The organism is Providencia sp. PROV076, assembly GCF_028483405.1.
Lineage (GTDB): Bacteria > Pseudomonadota > Gammaproteobacteria > Enterobacterales > Enterobacteriaceae > Providencia > Providencia huaxiensis.
In genome coordinates, this window is sequence record NZ_JAMPRR010000034.1 from 40,760 (window position 1) to 65,669 (window position 24,910).

At 38.8% G+C, this 24,910-nt stretch carries 21 protein-coding genes and 2 tRNA genes; 10 read left to right on the forward strand and 13 right to left on the reverse strand.

Features of this window, described 5'->3' with window-relative positions; translation table 11 throughout:
* Positions 1-258: 258 nt before the first annotated feature.
* Positions 259-1,818 carry a BCCT family transporter gene (locus PSF67_RS18965; RefSeq protein WP_272677469.1) on the forward strand — a complete coding sequence of 520 codons (1,560 nt, stop codon included), beginning with the start codon at positions 259-261 and terminating at the stop codon, positions 1,816-1,818.
* A gap of 87 nt (positions 1,819-1,905) precedes the next feature.
* Here PSF67_RS18965 and rimI read toward each other — a convergent pair whose 3' ends face one another.
* The gene (gene rimI, locus PSF67_RS18970; RefSeq protein WP_102140296.1) at positions 1,906-2,358 is read right to left on the reverse strand and encodes a ribosomal protein S18-alanine N-acetyltransferase; all 453 of its coding nucleotides are present in this window, start codon (positions 2,356-2,358) and stop codon (positions 1,906-1,908) included.
* Positions 2,327-2,737 (reverse strand): DNA polymerase III subunit psi, encoded by a 411-nt coding sequence (locus PSF67_RS18975; RefSeq protein ID WP_102140297.1) that lies wholly within the window; start codon positions 2,735-2,737, stop codon positions 2,327-2,329. Before PSF67_RS18975 ends, rimI begins: the two co-directional genes overlap by 32 nt.
* Positions 2,738-2,870: 133 nt before the next feature.
* On the opposite strand from PSF67_RS18975, the gene rsmC reads away from it, so the two are divergent.
* The 3 genes from rsmC to PSF67_RS18990 all read left to right on the forward strand — a co-directional run bounded on the left by rsmC (position 2,871) and on the right by PSF67_RS18990 (position 4,316).
* Positions 2,871-3,884: a 16S rRNA (guanine(1207)-N(2))-methyltransferase RsmC gene (rsmC, locus tag PSF67_RS18980; protein WP_206276352.1), complete on the forward strand. Its 1,014-nt coding sequence runs from the start codon at positions 2,871-2,873 to the stop codon at positions 3,882-3,884.
* Between the two features lie 196 nt (positions 3,885-4,080).
* Positions 4,081-4,166: transfer RNA gene (locus PSF67_RS18985), tRNA-Leu, on the forward strand.
* Positions 4,167-4,230: 64 nt separating this feature from the next.
* A tRNA-Leu gene (locus PSF67_RS18990) sits at positions 4,231-4,316 on the forward strand.
* A gap of 195 nt (positions 4,317-4,511) precedes the next feature.
* Here PSF67_RS18990 and PSF67_RS18995 read toward each other — a convergent pair.
* From PSF67_RS18995 to PSF67_RS19020, 6 genes are all read right to left on the reverse strand, one after another.
* Positions 4,512-4,766 carry a DUF1435 family protein gene (locus PSF67_RS18995; RefSeq protein WP_004905763.1) on the reverse strand — a complete coding sequence of 85 codons (255 nt, stop codon included), beginning with the start codon at positions 4,764-4,766 and terminating at the stop codon, positions 4,512-4,514.
* Between the two features lie 120 nt (positions 4,767-4,886).
* Positions 4,887-5,414, reverse strand: a complete 528-nt coding sequence (locus PSF67_RS19000) for a GNAT family N-acetyltransferase (protein ID WP_272677470.1) — start codon at positions 5,412-5,414, stop codon at positions 4,887-4,889.
* 207 nt (positions 5,415-5,621) lie between these two features.
* Positions 5,622-7,061, reverse strand: a complete 1,440-nt coding sequence (gene phoA, locus PSF67_RS19005) for an alkaline phosphatase (protein WP_102140299.1) — start codon at positions 7,059-7,061, stop codon at positions 5,622-5,624.
* A gap of 181 nt (positions 7,062-7,242) precedes the next feature.
* Positions 7,243-8,811, reverse strand: coding sequence for an alpha/beta hydrolase-fold protein (locus PSF67_RS19010; RefSeq protein WP_272677471.1), 1,569 nt, complete (start codon positions 8,809-8,811; stop codon positions 7,243-7,245).
* 58 nt (positions 8,812-8,869) lie between these two features.
* A complete protein-coding gene (locus tag PSF67_RS19015) occupies positions 8,870-9,484 on the reverse strand; it encodes a DUF3156 family protein (RefSeq protein ID WP_231068938.1) in 615 nt (204 codons plus the stop codon).
* Positions 9,459-10,949, reverse strand: a complete 1,491-nt coding sequence (locus PSF67_RS19020; protein ID WP_102140301.1) for an APC family permease — start codon at positions 10,947-10,949, stop codon at positions 9,459-9,461. Before PSF67_RS19020 ends, PSF67_RS19015 begins: the two co-directional genes overlap by 26 nt.
* A gap of 397 nt (positions 10,950-11,346) precedes the next feature.
* Between PSF67_RS19020 and PSF67_RS19025 the strand changes: the two genes are divergently transcribed.
* Positions 11,347-12,009, forward strand: a complete 663-nt coding sequence (locus tag PSF67_RS19025) for a LuxR C-terminal-related transcriptional regulator (protein ID WP_231068937.1) — start codon at positions 11,347-11,349, stop codon at positions 12,007-12,009.
* Positions 12,010-12,151: 142 nt separating this feature from the next.
* Here PSF67_RS19025 and PSF67_RS19030 read toward each other — a convergent pair whose 3' ends face one another.
* The 4 genes from PSF67_RS19030 to PSF67_RS19045 all read right to left on the reverse strand — a co-directional run bounded on the left by PSF67_RS19030 (position 12,152) and on the right by PSF67_RS19045 (position 16,463).
* Complete coding sequence (locus tag PSF67_RS19030; protein WP_102140303.1) at positions 12,152-13,645, reverse strand: aldehyde dehydrogenase family protein; 1,494 nt, start codon at positions 13,643-13,645, stop codon at positions 12,152-12,154.
* Positions 13,646-13,673: 28 nt separating this feature from the next.
* Positions 13,674-14,042 carry a cupin domain-containing protein gene (locus tag PSF67_RS19035; protein ID WP_102140304.1) on the reverse strand — a complete coding sequence of 123 codons (369 nt, stop codon included), beginning with the start codon at positions 14,040-14,042 and terminating at the stop codon, positions 13,674-13,676.
* 49 nt (positions 14,043-14,091) lie between these two features.
* The gene (locus PSF67_RS19040) at positions 14,092-15,396 is read right to left on the reverse strand and encodes an NAD(P)/FAD-dependent oxidoreductase (RefSeq protein WP_210844514.1); all 1,305 of its coding nucleotides are present in this window, start codon (positions 15,394-15,396) and stop codon (positions 14,092-14,094) included.
* 323 nt (positions 15,397-15,719) lie between these two features.
* Positions 15,720-16,463, reverse strand: coding sequence for a helix-turn-helix transcriptional regulator (locus PSF67_RS19045; RefSeq protein WP_210844513.1), 744 nt, complete (start codon positions 16,461-16,463; stop codon positions 15,720-15,722).
* A 265-nt stretch (positions 16,464-16,728) separates the two neighbouring features.
* Between PSF67_RS19045 and uriH the strand changes: the two genes are divergently transcribed.
* Positions 16,729-17,673: a uridine-preferring nucleoside hydrolase UriH gene (gene uriH / locus PSF67_RS19050; protein ID WP_272677482.1), complete on the forward strand. Its 945-nt coding sequence runs from the start codon at positions 16,729-16,731 to the stop codon at positions 17,671-17,673.
* A gap of 45 nt (positions 17,674-17,718) precedes the next feature.
* On the opposite strand, the gene PSF67_RS19055 is transcribed toward uriH, so the two are convergent.
* Positions 17,719-18,705, reverse strand: coding sequence for a glycosyltransferase (locus PSF67_RS19055; protein WP_272677483.1), 987 nt, complete (start codon positions 18,703-18,705; stop codon positions 17,719-17,721).
* A gap of 295 nt (positions 18,706-19,000) precedes the next feature.
* Here PSF67_RS19055 and PSF67_RS19060 point away from each other — a divergent pair, with 295 nt between their 5' ends.
* From PSF67_RS19060 to idi, 4 genes are all read left to right on the forward strand, one after another.
* Complete coding sequence (locus PSF67_RS19060) at positions 19,001-19,915, forward strand: DUF808 domain-containing protein (RefSeq protein ID WP_272677484.1); 915 nt, start codon at positions 19,001-19,003, stop codon at positions 19,913-19,915.
* A 372-nt stretch (positions 19,916-20,287) separates the two neighbouring features.
* On the forward strand, positions 20,288-22,045 hold the full coding sequence (gene narX, locus PSF67_RS19065) for a nitrate/nitrite two-component system sensor histidine kinase NarX (protein ID WP_102140310.1): 1,758 nt from the start codon (positions 20,288-20,290) through the stop codon (positions 22,043-22,045).
* An 18-nt stretch (positions 22,046-22,063) separates the two neighbouring features.
* Positions 22,064-22,720 carry a two-component system response regulator NarL gene (narL, locus tag PSF67_RS19070; RefSeq protein WP_102140311.1) on the forward strand — a complete coding sequence of 219 codons (657 nt, stop codon included), beginning with the start codon at positions 22,064-22,066 and terminating at the stop codon, positions 22,718-22,720.
* Positions 22,721-22,863: 143 nt separating this feature from the next.
* Positions 22,864-23,379, forward strand: coding sequence for an isopentenyl-diphosphate Delta-isomerase (gene idi / locus PSF67_RS19075; RefSeq protein ID WP_272677485.1), 516 nt, complete (start codon positions 22,864-22,866; stop codon positions 23,377-23,379).
* Positions 23,380-24,910: the final 1,531 nt, after the last annotated feature.

Consider the following 24,910-nt stretch of genomic DNA (forward strand, 5'->3'; position numbering starts at 1 on the left):
ATTAATGATCAAACGAAATATTGATAAAAATTTAACCAAAAGCATTTAACCACTATATAACAATAAGTTAACTTACTTTTAATTATTAAAACTGTTAACAATTGGTTAATTACTTGTTGACTACACAATCTTTGCATGGCTATTCTCTGTAAACCAAAAGTAGCAATTAACAAAAAAGTACCCTAAAAAACAAAACGAGTATTCCCTGCAAGCCAACTCTCATAAAAGAAAAAATAAGTGAGCAACTGGAGAAGAGGTATGATGAATCACAAAAAATCCGTATTTTACGTGTCGCTAGCCTTTAGTCTGGCGTTAATCAGTTTTGGTGCATTTATTCCTGATAAACTGGAAGCATTTTCACATTCCGCCTTAAGTTTTATCTATAACAACCTAGGTTGGTTCATTCTAGGTTCCGTTTTTATCTTTTTCAGCTTCAGTATGTTTCTCGGTTTTTCCAAATTTGGTCACATACGCCTCGGCGATGACAATGACAAACCGGAATACAGCACGGTCACCTGGATTGCGATGTTATTCAGTGCCTCGATCGGTATCAGCTTGATGTTCTGGGGGGTGGCAGAGCCAGTTTCCTATTATATCAGCCCACCCGTTGGGCAAGGCTTAACAGAACAGTCTGCCAAAGCAGCTATGCAATATGTCTATCTGCACTGGGGGGTTTCCGCATGGGCGTGTTATGCTCTCGTCGGTGTGGCTTTAGGCTATTTCCAATTTAGAAAAAAATTGCCATCCTCACTCAGCTCGGTTTTCTATCCCTTAATCGGGGATCGGATCTACGGCTCTGTCGGGAAATGGATCAATATCTTGGTGATGTTGTCCGTCGTCATTGGTATCGCCACATCATTAGGCTTTGGTACACTACAAGTTAACAGTGGTATGAATTACTTATGGGGATTACCCATCAGTATTTATGTACAAATTGGCTTGATCGCAATAATTACCGTTGTTTATGTTGCTTCAACGATCTCTGGATTACAAGGAGCGATAAAACACCTATCAAACTTAAATATCATACTTGCCCTAGGATTGATGGCATTTATATTTTTGTCTGGCCCCACCCAAACTATCTTAAAAGTTTTATTCCAAGGTATTGGTGACTACGTCCAAAATTTTGTCAGTATGTCATTTCGCACTGAGCCCTATAATGACGGCACTTGGATTGCTAACTGGACACTGTTTTACTTTGGCTGGTGGATAGCATGGGCACCATTAGTGGGTAGCTTTGTGGCGCGTATATCAAAAGGAAGAACAATTAAAGAGTTTATGATTGGCGCAGTATTTATTCCTGTATTAAGTGCTTTTGCCTGGTTTGCAGTCATGGGCGGTTCTGCCATTCATTTAATTCAAAACTTAGGGCAAACCGCACTAGCAGATGCTGTAAAAACCGACGTCACATCTGCACTGTTTAAGTTTTTAGACTATTTCCCTGCATCGACATTTATTAGTGTCTTAGCGATTATTTTGGTGCTGATTTTCTTTATCACATCAGCTAACTCAGCGGTATTTGTACTGGGAATGGTCAGTGAAAATGGCAACCCAAATCCTTCTCATGTTACTAAAACCATTTGGGGTGTCGTTATTGCTGCTATTGCGATTGTGCTAATTATGACGGGTGGCTTATCAGGCTTACAATCCGCACTGGTCGCCATGGCTGTGCCACTATCCATCATGATGCTAATTATGTGTTATTCCACATATAAAGGCCTCAACGAAGAAGTCAACGCACAAGCGGCGGCAAAAAAAGCGTTAAAAGATAATATCCAAATAATTAATAAGCCCATTCTTCCTGAAATTGAAAAATAAATTTCACTAAAAGCACAAAACCCCAGTATGTCTCATGACATATTGGGGTTTTAATTATATTAGTAATAAATTATTTGTTACTTAAATTTATTCATCAGAAAATAGAGTCAAAGCAAGTACTAAAGCATCTTCTCGGCCTTTTTTGGCGGGGTAATAATCTTTACGCACCGTCACTTGATGAAAACCTAGCTTATCGTATAGATGCAAAGCAGATGCATTTGATTCCCTCACTTCTAACCATAACGTGAGAATACCTTTCTTTACGAGTTCTTCAATGAGCTGTTCTAGCAACAAACGGCCATAGCCTTTCCCTTGGTAATCAGGGTGTATGGCAATATTAAACAAGGTCGCCTCATCAAGAACACACTGTGTTATTGCATAACCAACAATTTGATTATTAACAGATATTTTTATGTTATGGTACTTTTCCCCTTGGTTCCCATAAAAAACTCGCTCAGTCCATGGAAAATCATGGCTCAACTTCTCAATTAAGTACGCAGTTGCGAGATCAGATTGCTTTAGTGTTGAAATTTTCATCATATTGATAAATTTGTTTCCATAGTGCCCGTTTAGCGCTACAGCTTGTACTTAGCTCAGACAAAACGGGTGAAGTAAACATGATTTTTGAACCTTCAGGCTGGATTTCATCACCTAATACCCAACATGGTGTTATTATTGGTGTTGGGATTAAACCTAGTTGCTCTGAATTTACACAAACCACATCGTCCTGTGCAATATTCATGGAAAGAAAAATATCTTTTAGCAATTGGCTATTTAAATCAAGGTTCTCATCAGTAATAATAATAAGCTTAGTCGACGCTGGGATCCTTACACCACGCTCACCACGTAACACGGCAGGATTTCTCACCATCCATTGAGTGATCCCCAGTTGTTCTAAAAGCCTGTCACGTCGTGTCATTTGATTTTCCAGTCGCAATTTTACAACCACATCTTATCAAAGGGGATCAATAGCGCCAACAGAGCAATGCTATTTCTCTTATCTTTGGTAAGATGTCATCGGTTTTTTTATTATTTTAGGAGATTGACAGAATATGTCATTACTGACACCTGCCAGCGAAGTTATTCAACGCCATCTCGAACATTTTACAGATCGTCATGTCATTTTGGCCGGTGACATTCAGGATGAGCTCGCTGCAACCTTAGAAGCGGCTAGTGTTCGTGTCATCACCAACCAGTATCATCACTGGCAGCGTTTACAGCCGTTAATGGGAGATATGGCGTTATTCTCTGCCACTACGCCTGCGGAATTTATCCAGCCTTGCGATACTCTCATTTATTTTTGGCAAAAAAACAAGCAAGAAGCCTGTTTCCAACTCGATGACCTTTGTACTCATCTTGCTGCGGGTAGCCAAATTTTTATCGTCGGTGAGAATCGCAGTGGTGTTAAAAGCGCCGAATCCATTATGGAGGGGATCGCTAGCTTACAAAAAATTGACTCCGCACGTCGCTGTGGCTTGTACTATGGTGAATTAGAGCAACCAACCACCTTTGATATTGCTCGCTGGTGGCGTCATTATGAACTTGATAATGTTAGAATTAACGCATTACCAGGGGTGTTTAGCCATAATGAGCTTGATATCGGTAGTGACCTACTGTTATCAACATTAACCGATCCAATGAGTGGTGATCTGCTTGATCTTGCTTGCGGTAACGGTGTGATTGCCGCGGTGATCGGCTCACAAAACCCAGAGATCAAACTTACCTTAAGTGATGTCAGTGCGTCTGCACTAGATTCCGCAGCATCCACTCTTGAAGCCAATAAACTGACTGGTAAAGTCATCGCTAGTGATGCTTACTCAGATATTAACGATAAATTTGATTGGATTATTTCTAACCCGCCATTCCATGATGGCCTAAACACCAGTTATCGTGCGGTTGAAAATATGATTTACCAAGCCCCTAAATACCTGAAAAAAGGGGGCCGCTTGCGGATCGTTGCGAATGCTTTCTTACCATACCCTGATTTACTCGATAAAGCTTTTGGTAGTCACGAAGTACTTGCAAAAACGGGAAAATTTAAAGTTTACCAAGCAGTTAAGCGTTAATTTATACACGAGTAATTTAGGCTAAAGCACAATTTATCATGCTTCTCATTGGCTGGTGATCCTTCACCGGCCATTTTTTCATCAATCAAAAAATACTTCATAAAAAAATTATTGACGTTCGTCGAAATTAGCCTAAAATCCGCACCACATTATTGCTGGTTAAAAGCATTGATGGACCAAAGTTTAGTTAGGTACTGCGAGGGTGGCGGAATTGGTAGACGCGCTAGCTTCAGGTGTTAGTGTCCTATGGACGTGGGGGTTCAAGTCCCCCCTTTCGCACCACTAGCTTTGGGTAAATCACAATAATATAGTATTGATGTGACAGTAGTATTGATGTGACAGTATTGCGAGGGTGGCGGAATTGGTAGACGCGCTAGCTTCAGGTGTTAGTGTCCTTTGGACGTGGGGGTTCAAGTCCCCCCTTTCGCACCACTGGTCAGTCGTTTTTTTATAACATCCTGCCCTTTTGACCTTATCTGTAATGCTAACGCTGTCTTATTTGCCTTATTTACTATAAGACAATAATAAATCATTTGAATAAACCGTTATTTTGAATACCATTCAATTATCAATATCTTTCGATACCACTTTTTTCTGTTCTATTTAATTATCAATTAGATTATAGAGCTACCTTTGTAGTACAAAGGCCATCATAAAACATGCAAGTGAGATCACAGCTGGGATAATCAATAAACGACGAGAACCACGATTAAATAACATCCCCGCAGTTGCTACCATCATGATAATCATAATGATTTTTAAATTATCTAAGCCCATATTATTGAGTACATAAGCAATGCTCAACAATATCACAGCAAAGACACCCCAAAGGCCAGCGCCTATACGCTTTAAACCTGTGGTTTTTGATATGCTAGTTGGCATAGTGACCTCAACACTTTAAATGATAATGATTATCAATAATATCTAGTTTTTAGTAAATTTCAATGCTTTTTTATTTCATCGCCCTATAAATTAACACTTATTTTACAAAAAAAAAACTTACTAAAATAGATAAATAAAGTGAATATCTTCAGGTTCCAATGCAAATAATTCAGGATCAGGTTGTGCAATTAAGGTACAGCCTAGGTATTGATAAAAGTGCACTGTATTTTCTGAAGGCGTCGCAGAAATATATAAGCCTTTTGCCCCTTTTTGCATCGCAATTTCAACACATTGCTGGAATAACATCCCTGCTAAACCTTCGCCACGGTACAAGTGGCTCACATGCAGGAAAGATAATTGCAGTAAATTTTTTTGCTCACCGCGCCACACATTATCTAAACTTGCAGCAGCAATTAACTTGCCCTGTTCAAAAACCCCAAGAAATACCGCGCCTTGGTCATAACTTTCCAACAAATGGGGGGTATAGGCTTCAGGTTCACCTTCTGGCCAACCTTTCATATCAAACCGCTGTTTGGATAGCACCAACTCGCCATTTTGATACAGATAAAGGTTTTCAATTAATTCAGTGCGATCGATAGACCAAACAGATGGGATTTCATCTCGTTGTAGTTCGCGAACTTCTCTCATTATGCCATTCTCATTATTCGTGCCCATGAATAAGCACATTTATTGTTATCAGATAAATCAATTTTTCAAGATAACGGATAAAAAAAGAAGTGCAAATATTTAGTAAGTTTATTGAGGAATGGTTGAAAAATAAGGAGAAAATAGACTAAAAAATAAAAAAATCCCCCGCAACATCCTATTGCGGAGAATTTTCACTACAGGGTTGGTTTATTGCTTCAATCCCATTGCATCGCGCATGGTAAAGAACAAATCAGTTTGGTCAGTTAGACCCATTACGTTTGCCGCATGTGGGCCATAAGCCGCCACACGTAACTGAGCACCGGTGTGCTCTTGAGAATCATCTTCTTCAGAGTTACCGTAATTCACTACCATCACAGAACCGTCTTTAGTAATCAACGCTTGCGTTAAGCCCGTTGATTTTGTGCCTTCTGGAATAATTTGGCTTGAATGTGAATGGTCAGCTGTCACAATAACTAATGTATCACCATGTTTTTTAGCGAAATCTAAGCCAACTTGTACAGCTTGGTCAAGAGCAACTGTTTCACCAATTTGGCCACATGGGTTTGCTTTATGATCTTGCTTATCGATAGAAGCGCTTTCAACCTGTAAGAAGAAACCATTCGGGTTAACTTCTAACAGTTCAATCGCTTTTTTCGTCATTTGAGCTAATGTTGGCGCATTAGGGTCTAACTTAGCGTTCGGTTTACACTCTAACGGCGCATTGTTGATATTGCCATAATGAACCGCTTTCGGGCCTTCCCATGCAACCGTCATGTTGCCATCGTGGAATAAGCCAAGAACAGGTTTGTCTTGATTTGCGACTTTAATGCTGTCTAATGATTTAGCATCTCGCACAATATTGTACCCACGTTCAATCGCCTGTTGCTCCAACGTTTTACCTTTGTAGTCACCCGCCTTTGCTTCTTGCTTGAAGCTCTTAGCGCCACCACCAAGCGTGACATCTGGGCGAGTTACCAACAGTTGCTCTGAAATTGAACCACGACCGCCATTTTCTAGCGCGTTAGTCGCACATTTTTCTGTTGTTTCCTCAGGGCCATAACATTTACGCGCACTCACATGCGAAAATTGCGCAGCAGGCGTTGCATCTTGAATCTCGGAAGTTGTGACGTTACCTGTAGCTTTACCATTACGTTTAGCTATCTCAATTAATGTCTCATGGTCGTTACCAAATACATCAATTCCCAATGCGCCATTGTAGGTTTTCACACCGGAAGACCACGAAGTGGCAGACGCGGCAGAATCAGTCACATAGTCGGGTTTTTGTGTTTTTTTATCTAATGCATAATGGGTGTACTGACCCGTAATTGGCAGCGCATCGATACCTTTAAAGAACCCTGAAGCGCCTTCTGCATAGTTACGAGCAACAGTTATCTCTGAGTCCCCCATACCATCACCAATAAATAAAATCACATTTTTGGCTTGGCCATTGTGAAGTGCCGCTTTCATGATATCAGTTTGCTCTGTCGCTAAACGACGCGCGCCACCAAATTTGGTGATATCACCTTGCGCCGCACGGTTTTCTGACACCGCATCATTTTTATCAGCCGCGTAGGCAGGGACTGTACTCCCTAAAATTAAAGTACTTACCGTGACAGCTAAAAGGGATTTCATAAAATTACCAGTCATAACTGTTTCCTTGCCAATCAATAATGAAAATAGAAGATGTATATTTCAAATAATGAAAGGCATGCTAAAGGAGCCAGATGACAGTTGAATGACGCTTTTATGGCGAAATGAAGACGTTTGTCATAAATGTGAAAAAGCAGCTAAATATAAGCTGCTTTTTATGCATGAGCGTTAGGGCTATTTACCATTGTGACGCAAGTTGGTTTGTTCCCTCATAAAGCGTTTCACACCAAGAAACGTAGTCGTGCCCACTAGGGAGTTCAATGGCATCAACTTGATAACCTTTATGTTTTAGAACATCGAATAACCGGTAGTGGTTTTGAATAATTCCCCCCCAACTACCACGTTGTTCAAATAGGCCAGCCTCAAGGAAAAAACGGATCGGTTGTGTTGGCATCATTTCAATTTCACGAATTAACCATTCAGGGTCTTTATCCTTCGGAGCCCACCAGTAAGATCCTGACATGCTAATGACATTACCGAAAATTTCCGGGTACTGTAACGCATTCCATGTCGCCCCAAGCCCTCCATAGCTGGAACCTGCAATAATCGTATGGCTTGCAGGTGCTTGAATTCCCATTTCCGCGAGCTGAGGCATAAGTTCATCCGCCAGCAACTTAGGAAACGCATCATTAGGAGGAAGCTCATCACCACGACGCGCTGAATTGATGCTGTCCACAAACACAATATTCATCGCTGGGAAACTCCCTTGATCCATCCACTTATCAAAGAATTTATCCATTTGATAGTTTTGCAGGTAAATTTGGCCATCCAATAGCACCAATAGTGCTGGGGTTTCCATTGGGATATTAGGCTGGTAAACCGTTATTTTTCTTTCGTTTTTTAATACCTGACTCGCCAACGTAAATGTCTCTAAATGGCCTTTAATCTGCCTGTTTTCTACATCGGAGAAATGACATTGGCGTATATTCGGTACTAATGATAACAACGAAAAACGGTTATATTTATCTATGCTTTGCGAAGGAATAACGTGAGAATTATAAGGGTCTGACTGCGCAGTGACTAAAATCGCCTTACGTTGAGCAAAGCCGCCCTCTGGCACTGAAGGGATATCCGGTGCAATTTTATATTGCGATAACGTATCATTAGGAATGATAAAAGAACGATACCAAATATCCGTTCCCGCCAAGTGGGCCATTCTTTCGTGATTACCCGACGGTGCCCCTAGAATATAAGCATTTGCTTTCGCGCCTCGCCAAAGAAATGTCACGCGTTTTTGTCGATTTGAAAACACCTCAACCAGTGGTGTTCCTTGCGCGGTGACAGCATGCCAAAATGCGCTTGTATCGCCATTTTGATAATGTTCATCAAGTAAACTTTGTAGCATCGGGCTAATAGGTTCATTATCTTTCTTAATGGCTAAAGGTTGGTACTCGCTGATATCAAACTTTAACTGCCAAGGTTTACCCGGCTCACCATTCAATGCTAAATAATAAACCCCATTTTCTGATACGACATAGTCTGCGCTATGGGGTTCTTGCACCGAGCCATACTCTTGCAATGCACGCACTGGCTGTTTATTGGAGTCCAATAACAGGACCTTGGAAAGGCCTTCACCACGTTGTTTTATAAAATCTTGCTGTGATACTTCAATAGATAAGCAACTATGGCCCTCGCTATCATGCAGCCCTTCAACAAAGGAAAGCTCAGATAAACGCATGCAGTCAGAATGCGTTGCCATTGCAGTAGATGACAGCAACATACAACCTAAAAGAGGCAAAGATTTCACATCAAATTCCAGCGAGTCAATTGATAATAATTATTACTATCAAAAAACTCTTTTAAACTCAATGGCTCACAGCACGTTTTTCCACCAATTGGTTAATTAACTGCAGCGCACTCAATAAATAATAGCGTTGTTTTTGTACTAATCTCAAATAACGGCGAGTCGCAGGAATACGGCTCACCATTTCTGATGCGGTGTAAGGCTCGATTTCACAACGCCAACGACCATGGCTAAACTCTATTTCGCAATGATTAAATTCCAGCTCTTCTAATGTTTGCCTAATAATGGGGTATTCATTCAGCCATTCAATAACTCTCTGTCCATCCATTTGTTTTGAGACGAAATGGATATGTTTTTTCTTTATACTCCCTCGGGTTTTTACTTCAATTTTTGCATTGATATTATCTGTGCATTGGCCTGACACCGCAAAACGGCTATACACAATGAAAGCAAGAAACAACTTTCTTGGTCGCTCTGTCACCTCAATGGTTAACTCCGGTTGAGGCTGTACAAGAAGCTCTCCGGGTGCTCCCCACTCACATGGATAAGGCGCCATGTCCTTTTCAACACGGTTAAGTGTCAATCCTATTTGATATCCGGCAGGCAAACGTTGCTGAGTGAGCTTACCGATTTTTTCCCACAAAGACGGTTTAGGCGAGGTGACGTAATGGCTCAAGTTGGCCTCCTTCCATTTCTTCATCAGCAAAGGAATTTGATAAAACGGATTCAACATCTACGGGTTTAAATGGATTAACTTTCTGCACGAAAACGGTCCAAATTAATGCATACCCTGCGGTTAAACCTAACATAATGGCAAAAGGAATATAGATATCCGATTTATTCATACCCGGTGGGGTAATGTACACAATAGCTAAAATAATTCCGACACTCGAAATAATTTGCGGTATAGGGAAAAAAGGAGAACGATAAGCACGATGTAAGTCAGGACGACGAATACGCAATAACACCACTGAAATCGTTACCAGCAAGTAAGCCGTTCCCCAAGAACACACCGCCGCCAGTACCAATGGAATGATACGGTCAAGGTCGCCTTGAATAGCAAAAGCATGCAAACACGGGATCATCACGGCCACTAAAATGCCGAATACTGGGGTTTTGAAACGTGGATGTAAATAAGCAAAGATGCGTGGTAATGCCCCATCAAGCGCCATTCCATAAAGAATACGAGGAACCGCTGCCATTAACGTATTAATGGTTGCTCCACCAGCCAATAATAATGCGACACCTATCCAATACTTCCCAAACTCACCCATCACAATTTCAGCAAATGCAGGGATTGCCATTGGTGTTTCCAGTAAACGTGTGCCTGTTTGCGGGTCAACGACCACATTTTCCACTTGGTTCGCTAAAGCTGCACCGAATAACACCATACAGAGCGCGACACAAAATAGGCCCGTTGTCATCGCGCGAGGGATCACCTTAGCGGAATTTTTAATTTCAGGCGCCATTGGTGTCACTAACTCACACCCAACAAACATGAACATCGCCATACCAACAAAGCTGAGAATCAATGTTGGGTCAGTATTGAGTGGCTGACCAAACCAGCCGTCCATATCGACATGAAAGGGCAATATCAAACCACTCACACTAAAAATCACTAACGTAGACCACATGGCGAATGTCAGTACAACCTCAACCTTACCAAAGGCTTCAATGCCGAATGCATTTAAAATCCCAAACGCGACAACTAATCCCACGCCGACCATCCAAGACGAATTACTGGTTTCTAAGACAGTATTGAGATGCTCAAAATTAACAAGCGCCATAATTCCAGAAAGGATCGTTTCGGCAGTTCCTGCAAACACATGCACAATCAAATAAGCCGAAAGCGCGCCAGTTATCGCCCAAAACCGCCCCATCCCACAAGAGATATAGTCATATACTGAGCCTGACGTTGGTAGAATGGCTGCAGCCTCCGAAAATGTGGTTAGCTGAGCTTGCATCATAATGAAGCTAAGTAGCACGGCTAGGGCAAACGTATCACCACCTATACCGAATCCACTCGTAACGGTTAAAATAACGGGGCTAGCCATAATCAAGCCGGCAGAACTCGCCAATGTGGTCGGAAAGCCAACTTTCCCTTTTTCTAAATGTGTCGACAATTTTGAGGATAAATTCATTTTACATCCCTCTCACTCTCTACTCAGCCATGAATGTGAATTTTTTGTAAAAACAAAGTAACTACATATCCACTATAGAAATAAGCCTAAACAGGCTGCTATCGTTCTAAAGAACGATACCTAGAGAGAGGGGAAATAAAATTTAACTCACGAAAAGTACCCACACTTTGAGAGGAAATAAAAATAATTAAAGTAATATCAATATGTAGCAAGCAATTAACTCATTAATATATTAATAAATAATCCTCTAAAGATACCAAAAAGCTACCAATCAATATTTGTGGAGTTTTTATGCGTTTTAAATACTGCTATCAACCTCACGTTATTAATATGTTTACTTTATGTTAAGAGCATTAAGGAGCATGATAATAATTCGATTAATACACAAGGGAATATGATGAATTCACCATTATTCGAGCCTCATCAACAAACATTAATTGATTGCTGCCTAAATACCATTGCACATATCATTCCAGTTTCTGCTTTGGTGTATTACCTCGTGAATGATCATTGCCAGCCAAGTAACTATGTTCTTCATGGGATCCCGGCAAAAATGCACGAAGAGTATCTCGCTTACTTTCACCAATTTGACCCATTGCACCCTGACCATTTTCGCGGTGATGACTTACGCTTAGTGAGAATGGATCCTGAAATATGCCAGCAAAATCAAGCTTTTTTCCATGATTTTATGCGGCCAAATAATATGACTGATATGGCTGAAATATTTATTCGCCGTAAAAATAAAATTATTGCGGGGATTTCGGTACTGCGAGACAGCCCATTTAGCCAACAAGAAATCATGCGATTAAATGCTATCTTGCCTGTCGCGGAACTAATGACATTCGATGTGTTACCCGATTCGCTAGTGTCTTATACCCCCAAAGAACAAGAAATCATCCATTTAGTACGGGAAGGCGCAAGTAATAAGCGAATTGCATTATTATTGGGAGTTTCACTATCAACAGTGAAGACTCACTTACGCAATATCTTCACTAAAGCGAATGTGACTAACCGAACCGAACTTGTTTCGTCAGGCTTTATCATTCGCCAAGAAAAATGACAATGGCTCTAACGGCCACCCACTACATCCTTTTTCATCACCTTATCGATAACGAATCATTATTAACGCTTTCTGTGTATTTAAATACAAAAAACCCGGCACGGTGGCCGGGAAATGTGGATTAATTGAATATAAATTGAAACTAATAACGCACCATGACAGATTTTAACTCTGTGTAATACTCAATAAAGGCACTACCAAATTCACGACCAATACCTGATGACTTAATGCCACCAAATGGCACTGCGGGGTCAAGGAAAGTATGCATATTCACCCATACGGTTCCCGCTTCAATGCGTGAAATCATGCGCATTGCTTTACTGAGATCATTTGTCCATAAACTCGCAGCTAAACCAAACGGAGTGCTATTCATCATCTCAATAAGTTCTTCTTCATCATCGTAACTCAAGAAAGTCCCTATTGGCCCAAATGTTTCCTCTTTCATCAATACATCATCTGGGCTATTAGCACGAATAATGGTTGGAGGCACAAAATACCCAGCACCTGCAACTGGCTGGCCACCATAAATAATTTCACTACCCTCTTCGCGAGCCTTTTCAAACAAAGCTAAGATTTTTTCATAATGCGCTTTATTTGCCAGCGGCCCCATCTCGGTTGTTTCATCTAATGGAGAACCCACTTTCATCGCAGACAAACGTGTTTTTAGTTCCGCTAATACTTCATCCATCAATTTAGAGGGAATATAGAACCGCTCAGCAGCTGCGCAAATTTGTCCTTGATTTAGATATCCCGCTTCAATAATCCCATTAACAATTTTTTCAACCGAGAGGTCAGCTAAGAATGCAGCGCCGTTTTTCCCACCAAGTTCAAGTGTGACTCGGGTTAATTTACCTTCCATCGCTGAACGCCCTACCGCCAGCCCAGTCGGTACAGACCCCGTAAATGTCACTTTAGAACAAAGCGGATGATGGATCAGTGCGGGCCCAACCTCACGACCACCGCCATTCACGATATTAATGACACCGTCAGGGATCCCTGCCTCTTTTGCTAATTCCACCACTCTGAGCATAGTTAGTGGCGTAAATTCACTTGGTTTCAACACAATCGTACAACCGCATGTTAAAGCCGCGGCTAATTTCCAAATGGAAATCATAATAGAAAAGTTCCAAGGAATGATACCGGCTACAACACCAACGGGTTCACGCTGGGTAAATGCAGAATATTTCTCACCATTAAAAGAAGGCAATGAAACATTCAACGTTTCCCCGCTGATTTTTGTCGCCCAACCAGCAAAATAACGCAAGAACTGCGCAGATGACCCCACTTCAAGAAAACGAGATAATTGAATGGTTTTGCCTGAACATAACGTCTCTAACTGGGCTAACTCTTCAAGGTGCTTTTCAAGCAAGTCAGCAAGGCGGTTTAAGCAATTCCCTCTTTCCATTGGTGTGGTATTTGCCCAAACCCCTTTAAACGCAGTATGAGCTGCATTCATTGCGGCATCCACTTCCGCTAAGGTCCCTTCTTTTACTTTCGCGATAACCTGTTCTGTGGCTGGGTTAACAACATCAAAAAAAGTATCGCCCTTGCCAGAAACCGGTAACCCGTTGATAAAATGACCGTGCTGGCGCTTCAAAAACTCACTGACTTCTGGTAATAGGCTTAACTCGCTCATTGTTATCACTCCACTAAATAGAAATTAATTAGGCATTTACACAAGCTAAGTAGTGTTTTACGAAGCGTGGTGTTTCAATTTCCCATAAAACTTCAGTACCTTTCGCAGCAAACCATGTATCGCCTTTATGGTATTCAACCGTCACACCGGTTTTCACATCCGTTAACTTCACCGAACCTTCGTGAACTGTCGCCATTTCATCAAATGGATATACCATTTTAAACTTACCTTTAGTACAAGCAAAAATACCGCAGGTCAGGTTATCCGTTGGTTCACCGTGGATCATCGCAACACTCGCTTGAGGGTCGCCTTCAACAACCACAGAACCTAAGTTTGTCACACTACCAATATTTAATAGTTCTGGCAGTGGTTTGTTTAACAGTAATGGACTGATCATAATTTTTACCTTTAATCGATTTAAATAAACTAGTTAAGTGGATAACGAATTAGCGGCGACCTTGCCAATAACCGGATGTCTGATGCATTATTTTTGCCAGTGAAACAATCACATTACGCATGCTATCTTTACCAATAATATTGGCGTGCGGGATAGAACTCATTAAGTCATAACGATGAGAACCTTCTACCATCCCTTCAGCCAAGACTTTGCACACAATCTGGCTAGGCGTAACACCAAAACCTGAATAGCCCTGTGCATAAAACACATTTTTATGTTGTGGTAATGAGCCAATTTGTGGAAATAAATTTGCACTACATGCCATCGGTCCACCCCAAGCTAGTTCAATTTTGACATCTTTGAGGTAAGGAAAGACTTTTAGCATTAAATTACGATTCCATGCTTTAAGATCAGATGGAATGTATTCAAGAAAATGTGTTGAACTACCGAATAATAAGCGATTTTCATTCGTTACTCGGTAGTAATCTATAACGGGGCGAATATCACTATAAGCACCACGGATTGGGCTAATTTGCTCAATTAATTCATCAGGCAATTCTTCAGTCATTAATTGATATGCGTAAGTATTAATGGTTTTAGGGTAAAGCGTCGGCTCAAGACCATTTAGAAATGAGTCACAAGCCCATAGCATTTTCTGTGCTTTAACTGTTCCCATCGCAGTTCTAACTTTGATGGTATTACCATACTCCACATTTAATACTTGGCTATTTTCAAATATTTTAGCGCCATATATTTCACTAATCGCTTTCGCTTCACCCAATAATAAATTCAATGAGTGAACATGCCCACCACCCATGTGCTTGATACCACAGGTATAAGCATCGGAACCAATAATCTGTTTTAGTTCTGAACCACTGTAAAATTCAATTTCTTCATCAGGATCAACTGACTTGAAGTCTTTTAACCAGCTACGTAAGGTCTTTTCTTGGCGCTTGTTGCTTCCTAAGTATGCGTAACCACGGCAAAAGTCTGCATCAATATCATATTTAGCGATGCGATCACGCATGATCCCCGCGCCCATATTACTGAGTTTAAAAATCGTTTCTAAACCCTCTGGCCCAACATATTTTTTAATTGCATCGATATCATGACCAATGCCTGCCATCACTTGGCCGCCATTTCGCCCTGAACCACCATAGCCAAGATGACGCCCTTCCAAAATAGCAATATTGGTGATCCCTTTCTCACATAGCTCTAGTGCGGTATGGATCCCAGAGAAGCCGCCACCGATGATCACGACATCAACATCAAGATCTTCCTTTAATGTCGGAAAACGTAAGTCATACTTCTTAGTTGCAGCATAGTAAGTCAATGATTCTACTTGGTTATTCATTATGGATACCCTATTTAGTATCTTTCGATAACCCGATTATCTTAACCTTACATTAACAATTACATAGCCCTTTAGGGACATTCGAAACATAAAGTTAACAAATGTGAGCCAAGTAGAATATTTAAATAGTAACGAAATTCACAAAAAATATTAAACAACCAAAAAAATCAAGTAATTAACAAACCATTCTCATATTAACAATATTGTTTGTTAATTTTAGTTCATTAAGACCATCTAGACAAAATCAAAAAAAATAACGTAATAACAAAAAAGACAGCATCCCATAAAACCATATTAAATCAATATATTACGATAATTTGCACTTAACTCAGCCTATTCATTAATAAGTTAAATAATTCGACTTGTGAGTTAATACTTAACTTTTGATAGATATTCTTACGGTGATTTTTCACTGTCCCTAAACTAATGAAAAGCGCCTGTGCAATTTGTGGTGAGCCTTTACCCGCTAAAATTAACTCGACAACTTCACACTCTCTGGGGGTCAGGCCAAATCGTGTTTGCATATCGATATTTTGGTAGTGATTCGACACCGAAGAAGGAGAAATATCTTTATGAAGTTTGACCATACTACGAATGATATCGAAGGCATCTTTAAGTGGCGCTTGCGTATATTTTTCCGAGAAAAAAGGCCTATCTTCATTACCAAAAAAAATACCTAATTGCCTATCATCTGAAATATCTAATAACAGCCCAGCCTCATCACACCACCCTGTTTTGCGATAAAAATTGAGATAATAGTCCGTATGATAAAATCCTTTAGGTGCGAGTTCTTTTAGTGTTAACACTTTGGAAGCGCCTCCTCTTTGGATTTCTTGGTAGAATGGGTCCATTAAATAAGCACCTCGTTGATAGATTCTGTTAATACTATCGCTATTACGGCGCTCTACTTTGGAAAGAAATCGGGGTGGCGCTCCTTTTTCAAAGGAGTAAACAATCGCATTATCGAATGCAATAAGTGAAGACAACCATGATAATAAATTAGGGTAAAACTGATTAGTTGCAACAGAATCAATAACATCAGGTAATCTTTCTAGATAGTTCTCCACTCTGCCTCCTCAATCATTAACTCGTTAATAAAAACCCTCTAGGCGGTTTCATTTATATTGCTTAAAACTACATAAAGAACACATTATCTTTATAAACTCAACACGATTGTTATTAATATGTTAATCACATCACTCCTCATTAGTTACCCTAATGAATAGTTTCATTACATTAGCATTCATGAAAATAGAACTTACGTCACATAAAAATAAATTCATCCCTATATTATGTTAATCAAAAGTAAATAACCTAAGAAAAGGAGAAATAATGTCTAAAAATAAAATTATTATCGATTGTGACCCTGGCCATGATGATGCAATGGCAATTTTCTTAGCATTAGGCAATTCAAATATAGAGTTACTTGCGGTAACGACTGTCGTTGGAAACCAAACTTTAGATAAAGTCACTCATAATGCACGCGCAATTATGGAATTCGTTAGTGCAAATAATATCCCTATCGCTGCGGGTTGCTCTCGACCACTCGTGAGAACCATTCAGACAGCCCCAGAAGTTCACGGTACAACAGGCCTTGACGGTACTCACCTCCCCGAACCCAAATTACCTGTTGATCCGCGCCATGCTGTTGACTTAATTATTGATACGCTAAAGTCACATCCCCCTAAAACGGTGACTCTCGTCCCGATTGGAGGCCTCACAAATATTGCTTTGGCAGTAAGAAAAGCACCTGAAATTGTAGAGTTAGTCAAAGAAGTGGTATTAATGGGAGGAGGCTACCATACAGGTAACCGTACTGCAGTCGCTGAGTTCAATATCCTTATAGACCCTGAAGCGGCTCATATCGTATTTAATGAAACTTGGCCTATCACTATGATTGGGCTAGACCTTACACACCAAGCAAGGCCAGACGACCAAATAATGGAAACAATTGCTGCGTTAAACACACCTGTAAGTGATTTTGTTGTTGAGTCCCTAAATTACTACACTGCTGGTTACCGCAGACGTAATGGCTATACTGACCATGCTCCAGTTCATGACCTATGTGCTGTTGCTTATGTTATCGACCCATCCATAATGGAAACGATTAAAGCCCCGATTGATATCGAACTACAGGGCGCTTTAACAACAGGTATGACCGTGACTGACTTTCGCCACCCCGCTAAAGCAGATTGCCACACACAAGTTGCGACAAAGTTAGATAACCCACAGTTATGGGATATGTTTATTGCTTCTCTAAAGCAATTAGAAAAATAGAAAACAAAAAAGGTAGCCTATTAAAATAGCTACCTTTTCCGCAAATTATGATTTGATAATTTCTTTTAGCTTTGTGTAGCGCCTAATTAATCGCCATTTTAATTTTACTGTAGTTGCATGTGCCCACACAATTTGCCAATAACCCTTATCAAAAAATAGTTGTACCATTTCTTTCTGTACATCTGGTGATTTGATAGCTAATAGCGCTTGAATCACCCCTAAGCCTTCTTTTCCTACCTGCCATAGACAAGCCGGTGCTTGTTTAACTTGTTCAGGATAACGCTGGTAAATATTTAACAGCATATCAATAATTTTCAAATAGGTTTTTATCTTACGGACTGAACGTTCATCACCACTCAATGAGTGAGAAACAGATTGGTTATGGATTAAATATCGATAGTATTGTTCATTGATGAATTGCACGCGCTTTGCCACGAGCAACACTTCTGTTGTCCAAGGAATGTCTTGGTGATGTAATTTGGGTTCAAAGAAAAACTTGTGTTCGCGCAACATGTCTAAACGATATAAATTCAGCCAAGTTACATGCAAAAACTTGCGAGAGCTTAAGCCAACTTCAAGCCATTCAGGACCTGAAATGACACCAGTTGACGGGACTTTATTCGGTGGAAAAATTGCCTTTGGGGCATCACCATTAGTGTAAACATAAGTCCCATTACAGGTTGCAACATCGAGATTATTTGATAATGCGATTTCTAATAAGCGCCCATACATTTGTGAGCTAATTTCATCATCAATATCAGGGAATGTAATGTATTTCCCGGTGGCCTCAACCATCCCTGTATTGCGAGCAACTGAGACACCTTGGTTTTCTTGATAAAGCACTTTCAAATGTACAAATTTATCTGCATAAGACTTAATGATGTCTTCACTTTTATCTTTAGAGCCATCATTTACAACAATCAGTTCCCAATTTTCTAATTTTTGTGCGATTAAGCTATCAAAGAACTGAGGTAAAAATTTTTCACCGTTATATACAGCAACGACAATACTCAAAACTGGCTGAGAAGACATGTATTATAACCCTATACCAATCTATTAAAAATTATTTATAAACTAAATAATTAAACCAAACATAAAGTAAGATAGTAGATAACTGTATGTTATTTTACTAAAATTAATAGTTTAGAAACGAAAAAATCATATTGGTTCCATTGTCATAAAAATTTAATAATTCAAAATTCAGACTTTTCAACTGCAGTGGGATTATCTTATTTGTAAATATGGCTTATGTTGTAGTGAACTAATTATCCATTAACTGACCTAATAAACATTAATGACACCTTAAAAAAATATTGAGGATACCCTTGTGGCTGGAAGTAGCTTACTCACCTTACTTGATGATATTGCCGCTGTACTAGACGATGTTTCCGTCATGACTAAAATGGCAGCCAAAAAAACCTCTGGAGTTTTAGGTGATGACCTCGCGCTAAATGCCCAGCAAGTCACAGGTGTTCGTGCAGATAGGGAGATCCCTGTTGTTTGGTCCGTCGCTAAAGGGTCATTTATTAATAAATTAATACTTGTTCCTTTAGCGTTATTAATCAGTGCCTTTATTCCTTGGGCCATCACACCACTACTTATGGTTGGTGGGGCCTACCTTTGTTTTGAAGGCGCAGAAAAAATAACTCATAAGCTCTTGCATTCTAACGTAAAAAATACTGTTTTCCAAAACCAGTTACAGTTATCAGAAGAACAACTTAAGGAATTTGAAAGTAAAAAAATCAAAGGGGCTATTCGTACTGATTTTGTTTTATCAGCCGAAATCATTGCTATCACACTAGGCATTGTTTCCACTACCACTTTTATCAACCAAGTGGCCGTACTCTCTATCATTGCTATCGTAATGACTATCGGTGTATATGGCTTAGTTGCAGGGATTGTCAAATTAGATGACTTAGGCTTTTATTTACAGAAGAAAACCTCATCTTTATTAAAAAAATGTGGTAATTCATTGATTTATGCAACCCCTTATCTGATGAAAACATTATCTGTTGTAGGGACTGCCGCGATGTTTATGGTCGGTGGTGGTATTCTAACCCACGGTATCAGCTATATTTCAGAATGGATTACCGAAATATCGTTTACTGCAACCTTAACACCGATCATTGGTAGTACTATGCAGTTTATCCTACCAACTGTAATTAATTTATTTTTTGGGCTAGTAACAGGTCTAATCCTTGTTGCGATAATCTCACTATTCAAAAAATTAAAAAAAGCTTAAAACAAAAAGGTAGCTCTATCCATTAGGGCTGCCCTTCTTTCTATCATTGATATGATTATCAAAAATACTTTCGATGTATATTAGTTTACATATTGATTTACTTCGATATTTAAACTGATCTAAATCAAAAGAAACTCATCTTTAATTTACGCTATAATACGTAAATTCACTCACAGAAAAATAAAATTTAATCTTATATATCAATAAATAACACGATAAAACTCAACGGAGAATTTTATTTTCTATTTACTATTCTGTTATAAATCCCAAAAATTACTACCAAAGTAGTATATTTAATATTCAAACCTTTATGAACAATACTAGAAGTATGCATTTTAAGTTCACTAGCACGACTTTTTAAGGAAGTGACACATGCCCACGCTGTATCGTCGATTTTCAATCATTAACCAAGTGATCGGCCTAATGCTACTTATTGCGATCTTAGGAATTATTGGGATGACGATTTCCAATCGAATGATTATAAGTGTGCAAGGTAATGCTCATGCAATAAATAAATCAGGTTCACTACGAATGCAGAGCTACAGATTACTTTCTCTAGTCCCTTTAAATACCCAGAATCAGCGTTATCTCGATGCATTAGAATCTGACCTCATCAGTCCAGAACTGACTCAAGTTGTAAAGATCGAAAATTTAACGCCTCAATTTGATGAACTCTACAATTACTGGCTACATATCTTGAAACCCTCATTAATGGAAGCAAATGCCCCTAATGATGCAAGATACGAAGTTATATCATTTGTAAGTAAACTAGATGAATTAGTTCATAACATTGATGAGAAAACGGAAAGAAAGATTGCTTATGTTGCCATGACACAACTGATTTTTATCAGTTTAGTATTCTTATTACTGATGGGAACTATCTGGCACCTGAGAAAAAAAATTTATTACCCATGGGTTAAATTATTATCAATGGTCAATGCGATTGGACGAAAAGATTTTAGCCAACGCTACCCTAAAAATAATAGGCAAGATGAGCTAAATGCGCTAGGAGAAACTCTGAACCAAATGTCGGATGAATTAGCGCTAAGTTATCATCAGCTTGAAGAAAGGGTTGCAGAGAAAACTGCAGACTTAATCACAAAAAATAAAGTGTTATCATACTTATATCAATCAAGCCAAATCCTTCATTCATCAGATCCTCTCTACTTGCGATTACAAAAAGTCCTTATTGAACTAGAAAATATTACCATACTCAAAAATCTCAGTTTACGGTTGTATGAAGAAAGCAACGAAACATATTTTCACGAAATATGCTGCCATTCAACCGGGTTATCAGAAGTGAATACAACGCAGCTAGAACAACAAGCTTCAATCGAAAAACCGCTCAGCTTACAGTGGGATTTATCAGACAATATGCATCGTTATGGCATTATTATTGGAGAGATTGAAGATAACCAAATACTTTCAGATGAACAAAATAGCCTCGTTTCTGTTTTAGCTAAACAAATCTCTGGTATGTTAGCCATGGAGCACCAGATAGAACAACAGCAACAGTTACTTATCATGGATGAGCGCTCTGCAATTGCGCGTGAACTTCATGACTCGATTGCTCAATCTTTATCTTGTTTAAAAATGCAAATTAGCTATCTGCAATTACAGCCAGAGCCATTACCAGAAAAACCTCAACAACTGTTAACAGAAATGCGTAGCGAGATTAATACCGCATATAGCCAGTTAAGAGAATTATTAACTACATTTAGGCTTAAATTAATGGAACCGGGTTTACTTCCCTCATTAGAAAGTACTATTAGTGAATTTAGTGAACGCACAGGGTATACAATAGGCTTAAATTACGACCTACCCGCGAAAAGTATTTCACCGCATCAATCTATTCATATAATACAAATAGTCCGAGAAGCATTAACTAATATTTTAAAACACGCTAATGCAAAGTGGGCTGAGGTTTCATTAAACCAGTATGATGGTATTGTTACCATTACAGTTACTGACGATGGTACAGGGATCACGTCAAATACTGATAAACTTAACCATTATGGGCTTATTATTATGAGAGAAAGAGCATTAAGCCTTAATGGAAATTGTTGTATTACACCTAGGCCTCAAGGTGGAACAGAGGTAAAAGTTACCTTCCCTTTATCTGACGCTTAACATACCGGAAAATCATCTATGGAAAATACAAATATAGTGAACGAAAAATCAACCATTCTACTTATTGATGATCATCCGATGCTAAGAAATGGAGTCAAACAATTGATTAGTTTGGAGTCTTCATTGCAAGTTATCGGTGAAGCTGGAGATGGTAAAACTGGCATACAGATCGCTGAAGAGCAAGATCCTGACCTTATCTTACTTGACCTCAACATGCCAGGCATGAATGGTTTTGAAACTCTCGATGAACTTAGGAAGCGAGAGCTATCAGGTAGAATTATTCTTTTTACCGTTTCTAATTATAGTGATGATTTAGTCAATGCACTAAAAAGAGGTGCCGATGGTTATTTACTAAAAGATATGGAGCCTGAAGAGCTTATCGTAGCCCTTAAAGAAGCTGCAAGCGGTAAGTTAGTTGTCAGCCCAACATTAGCATCTGTGCTTGCTGAATCACTAAGAGATAACACCACACAGGATGATAATAATATTGCTTCATTGACACCAAGAGAAGCCGATATTTTAGAACTGATCTCTCAGGGTTTATCAAATAAAATGATAGCTCGTAAACTGGATATTGCAGAAAGTACAGTAAAAGTACATGTTAAACATTTACTAAAAAAACTCAATTTAAAATCAAGAGTTGAAGCTGCAGTTTGGGTTTTACAACAAAAATAATTTTTACTCTCACAGCTATATCACCTTATGATAGCTGTGAGTTAAAAATAATTATATTTATAATTAAACAGCTCTAATATGCAAACTTATATTTTTAATTATACTAAACTAAAGCAATCATTTAATGACGGAAAATAATATAAATGGAAGATGAATTAATTTTAGTCGATGAGCATGACCAACCTATTGGGGTTATGCCAAAGCTATTGGCACATCAGCTCGGTCATCTACATCGAGCATTCTCAGTATTTATCTTTAATGAGAAAAATGAGCTACTAATTCAACAACGTGCTTTTCATAAGTATCATTCAGCGGGACAATGGGCAAATTCTTGCTGCAGTCATCCTAGACCAAATGAAGATACTCAGAAAGCTGCTGAACGTAGACTTCAAGAGGAATTAGGTTTTGTCACTCCATTGACGCACATAGGTTCCTTAATTTATAAAGCAGATGTTCAGGGAGGCTTAATTGAACATGAGTATGACCATATTTTTATTGGTTATTATAACCAATATATTCAACCAAATAGACAGGAAGTCTCATCTGTAAGATGGGTAAGCCTTCCTCAATTAAAACAAGAGATCGTTCTTACTCCTGAAATTTTCACACCGTGGTTCAAAAAAATATTAGAAGAATTTCCTTTATTGGATTTTAAATAAATATGTTTTATAACATTTTTATGGATAATTTAACCTTCTAATCTTCATTTTTAATTATGAAAAATATTTATATCTATTTATAGCATTATAAATATTCAAATAATAAACGTAATATTATTAAACTCCACTTAGCAATAGTATTGATTTAAGTTTAAGTTTAAGTTTAAGTTTAAGTTTAAGTTTAAGTTTAAGTTTAAGTTTAAGTTAGATTAATATTTTCTTCCGGCCTATCTTCAACAATAAATATTATTGATAATTTTTATTTAACCCACTCTCTTCATCAATAAATCTAACTCATAGTTTATATAAAAATTAATCAGTTAGAAAATTAATACAGCCTTATTTTCTACATTCTATTACTTTCCTTCCAGCTATATTTTTATATTTCCATAACAAGTGAGCTGTTACTTACTGCTTTACCACAAGCAATTACATTCACCCCAGCAATGGATAATTGTCGACTCAATATACTTATTTGATTTTATTGAAATTAACTATACTTAGTTAAGAAACGAGTGAGTTGTTACTTACTACTTTGGCTCAAGCGATGTCATTCATCACCGTGATGGAAAAACACCCAGTCCACAGTACTCACGTGATATTATTAAAATTCTCTTTTCCACAAAATAACCTGTGAGTTGTTACTTACTACTTTGGCTCAAGTGATGTCATTCATCACCGTGATGGAGAAACACCCAGTCCACCGTACTCACGTGATATTCTTAAATTTTTTTTCCACAAAATAACCTGTGAGTTGTTACTCACTACTTTACGTCTAGAATGTCCATTCGTCACACTGATACACTCCATTGCTCCTCCTAGCTCCCCTCACCCCACTACCATCACTGGCAGTCACCGCCCCCTTCAACATGTGAGCTGTTACTTACTACTTTATATCCAGAATTTTTATTCACAGAGCCAATGCCACTGAGAGTCACCTACCGATTGCCTAACCTAACTCTCTTAACTCTTTTTACCCCACAGCCATCACTTATATCTCCGCGCGCTCTTCAACACGTGAGTTGTTACTTACTACTTTGGCTCAAGTGATTACATTCTCTGGAGTAATAAATAATTATCAAATCACTATACCCATTTGATTTTATTGACTTACCTGCACTTAATTAAAAAATACGTGAGCTGTTACTTACTACTTTGACTCAAGTGATGTCATTCATCACCATGATGAACAAGCACCCAATCCATAATACTCACGTGACATTCTTAAAATTCTCTTTTCCACAAAATAATCTGTGAGTTGTCACTCACTACTTTAGTTCCAACAATTCTATTCACCACGATCAGCGGTAAAGATATATTAATGGCTTCCCATAAGCCAAAGAGATGAAAATGGGAGGAATAGCGTAAGAAATACAGGAATAAAGAAATAAAAAAAAGAAAAAAGAAAAAAGAAAAGAGAAAAGAGAAAAGAGAAAAGAGAAAAGAGAAAAGAGAAAAGAGAAAAGAGAAAAAAGAAAAAACATAAGATAGTTAGCACGGTAGCACAATACCGGGGATATCCCCTATCCCC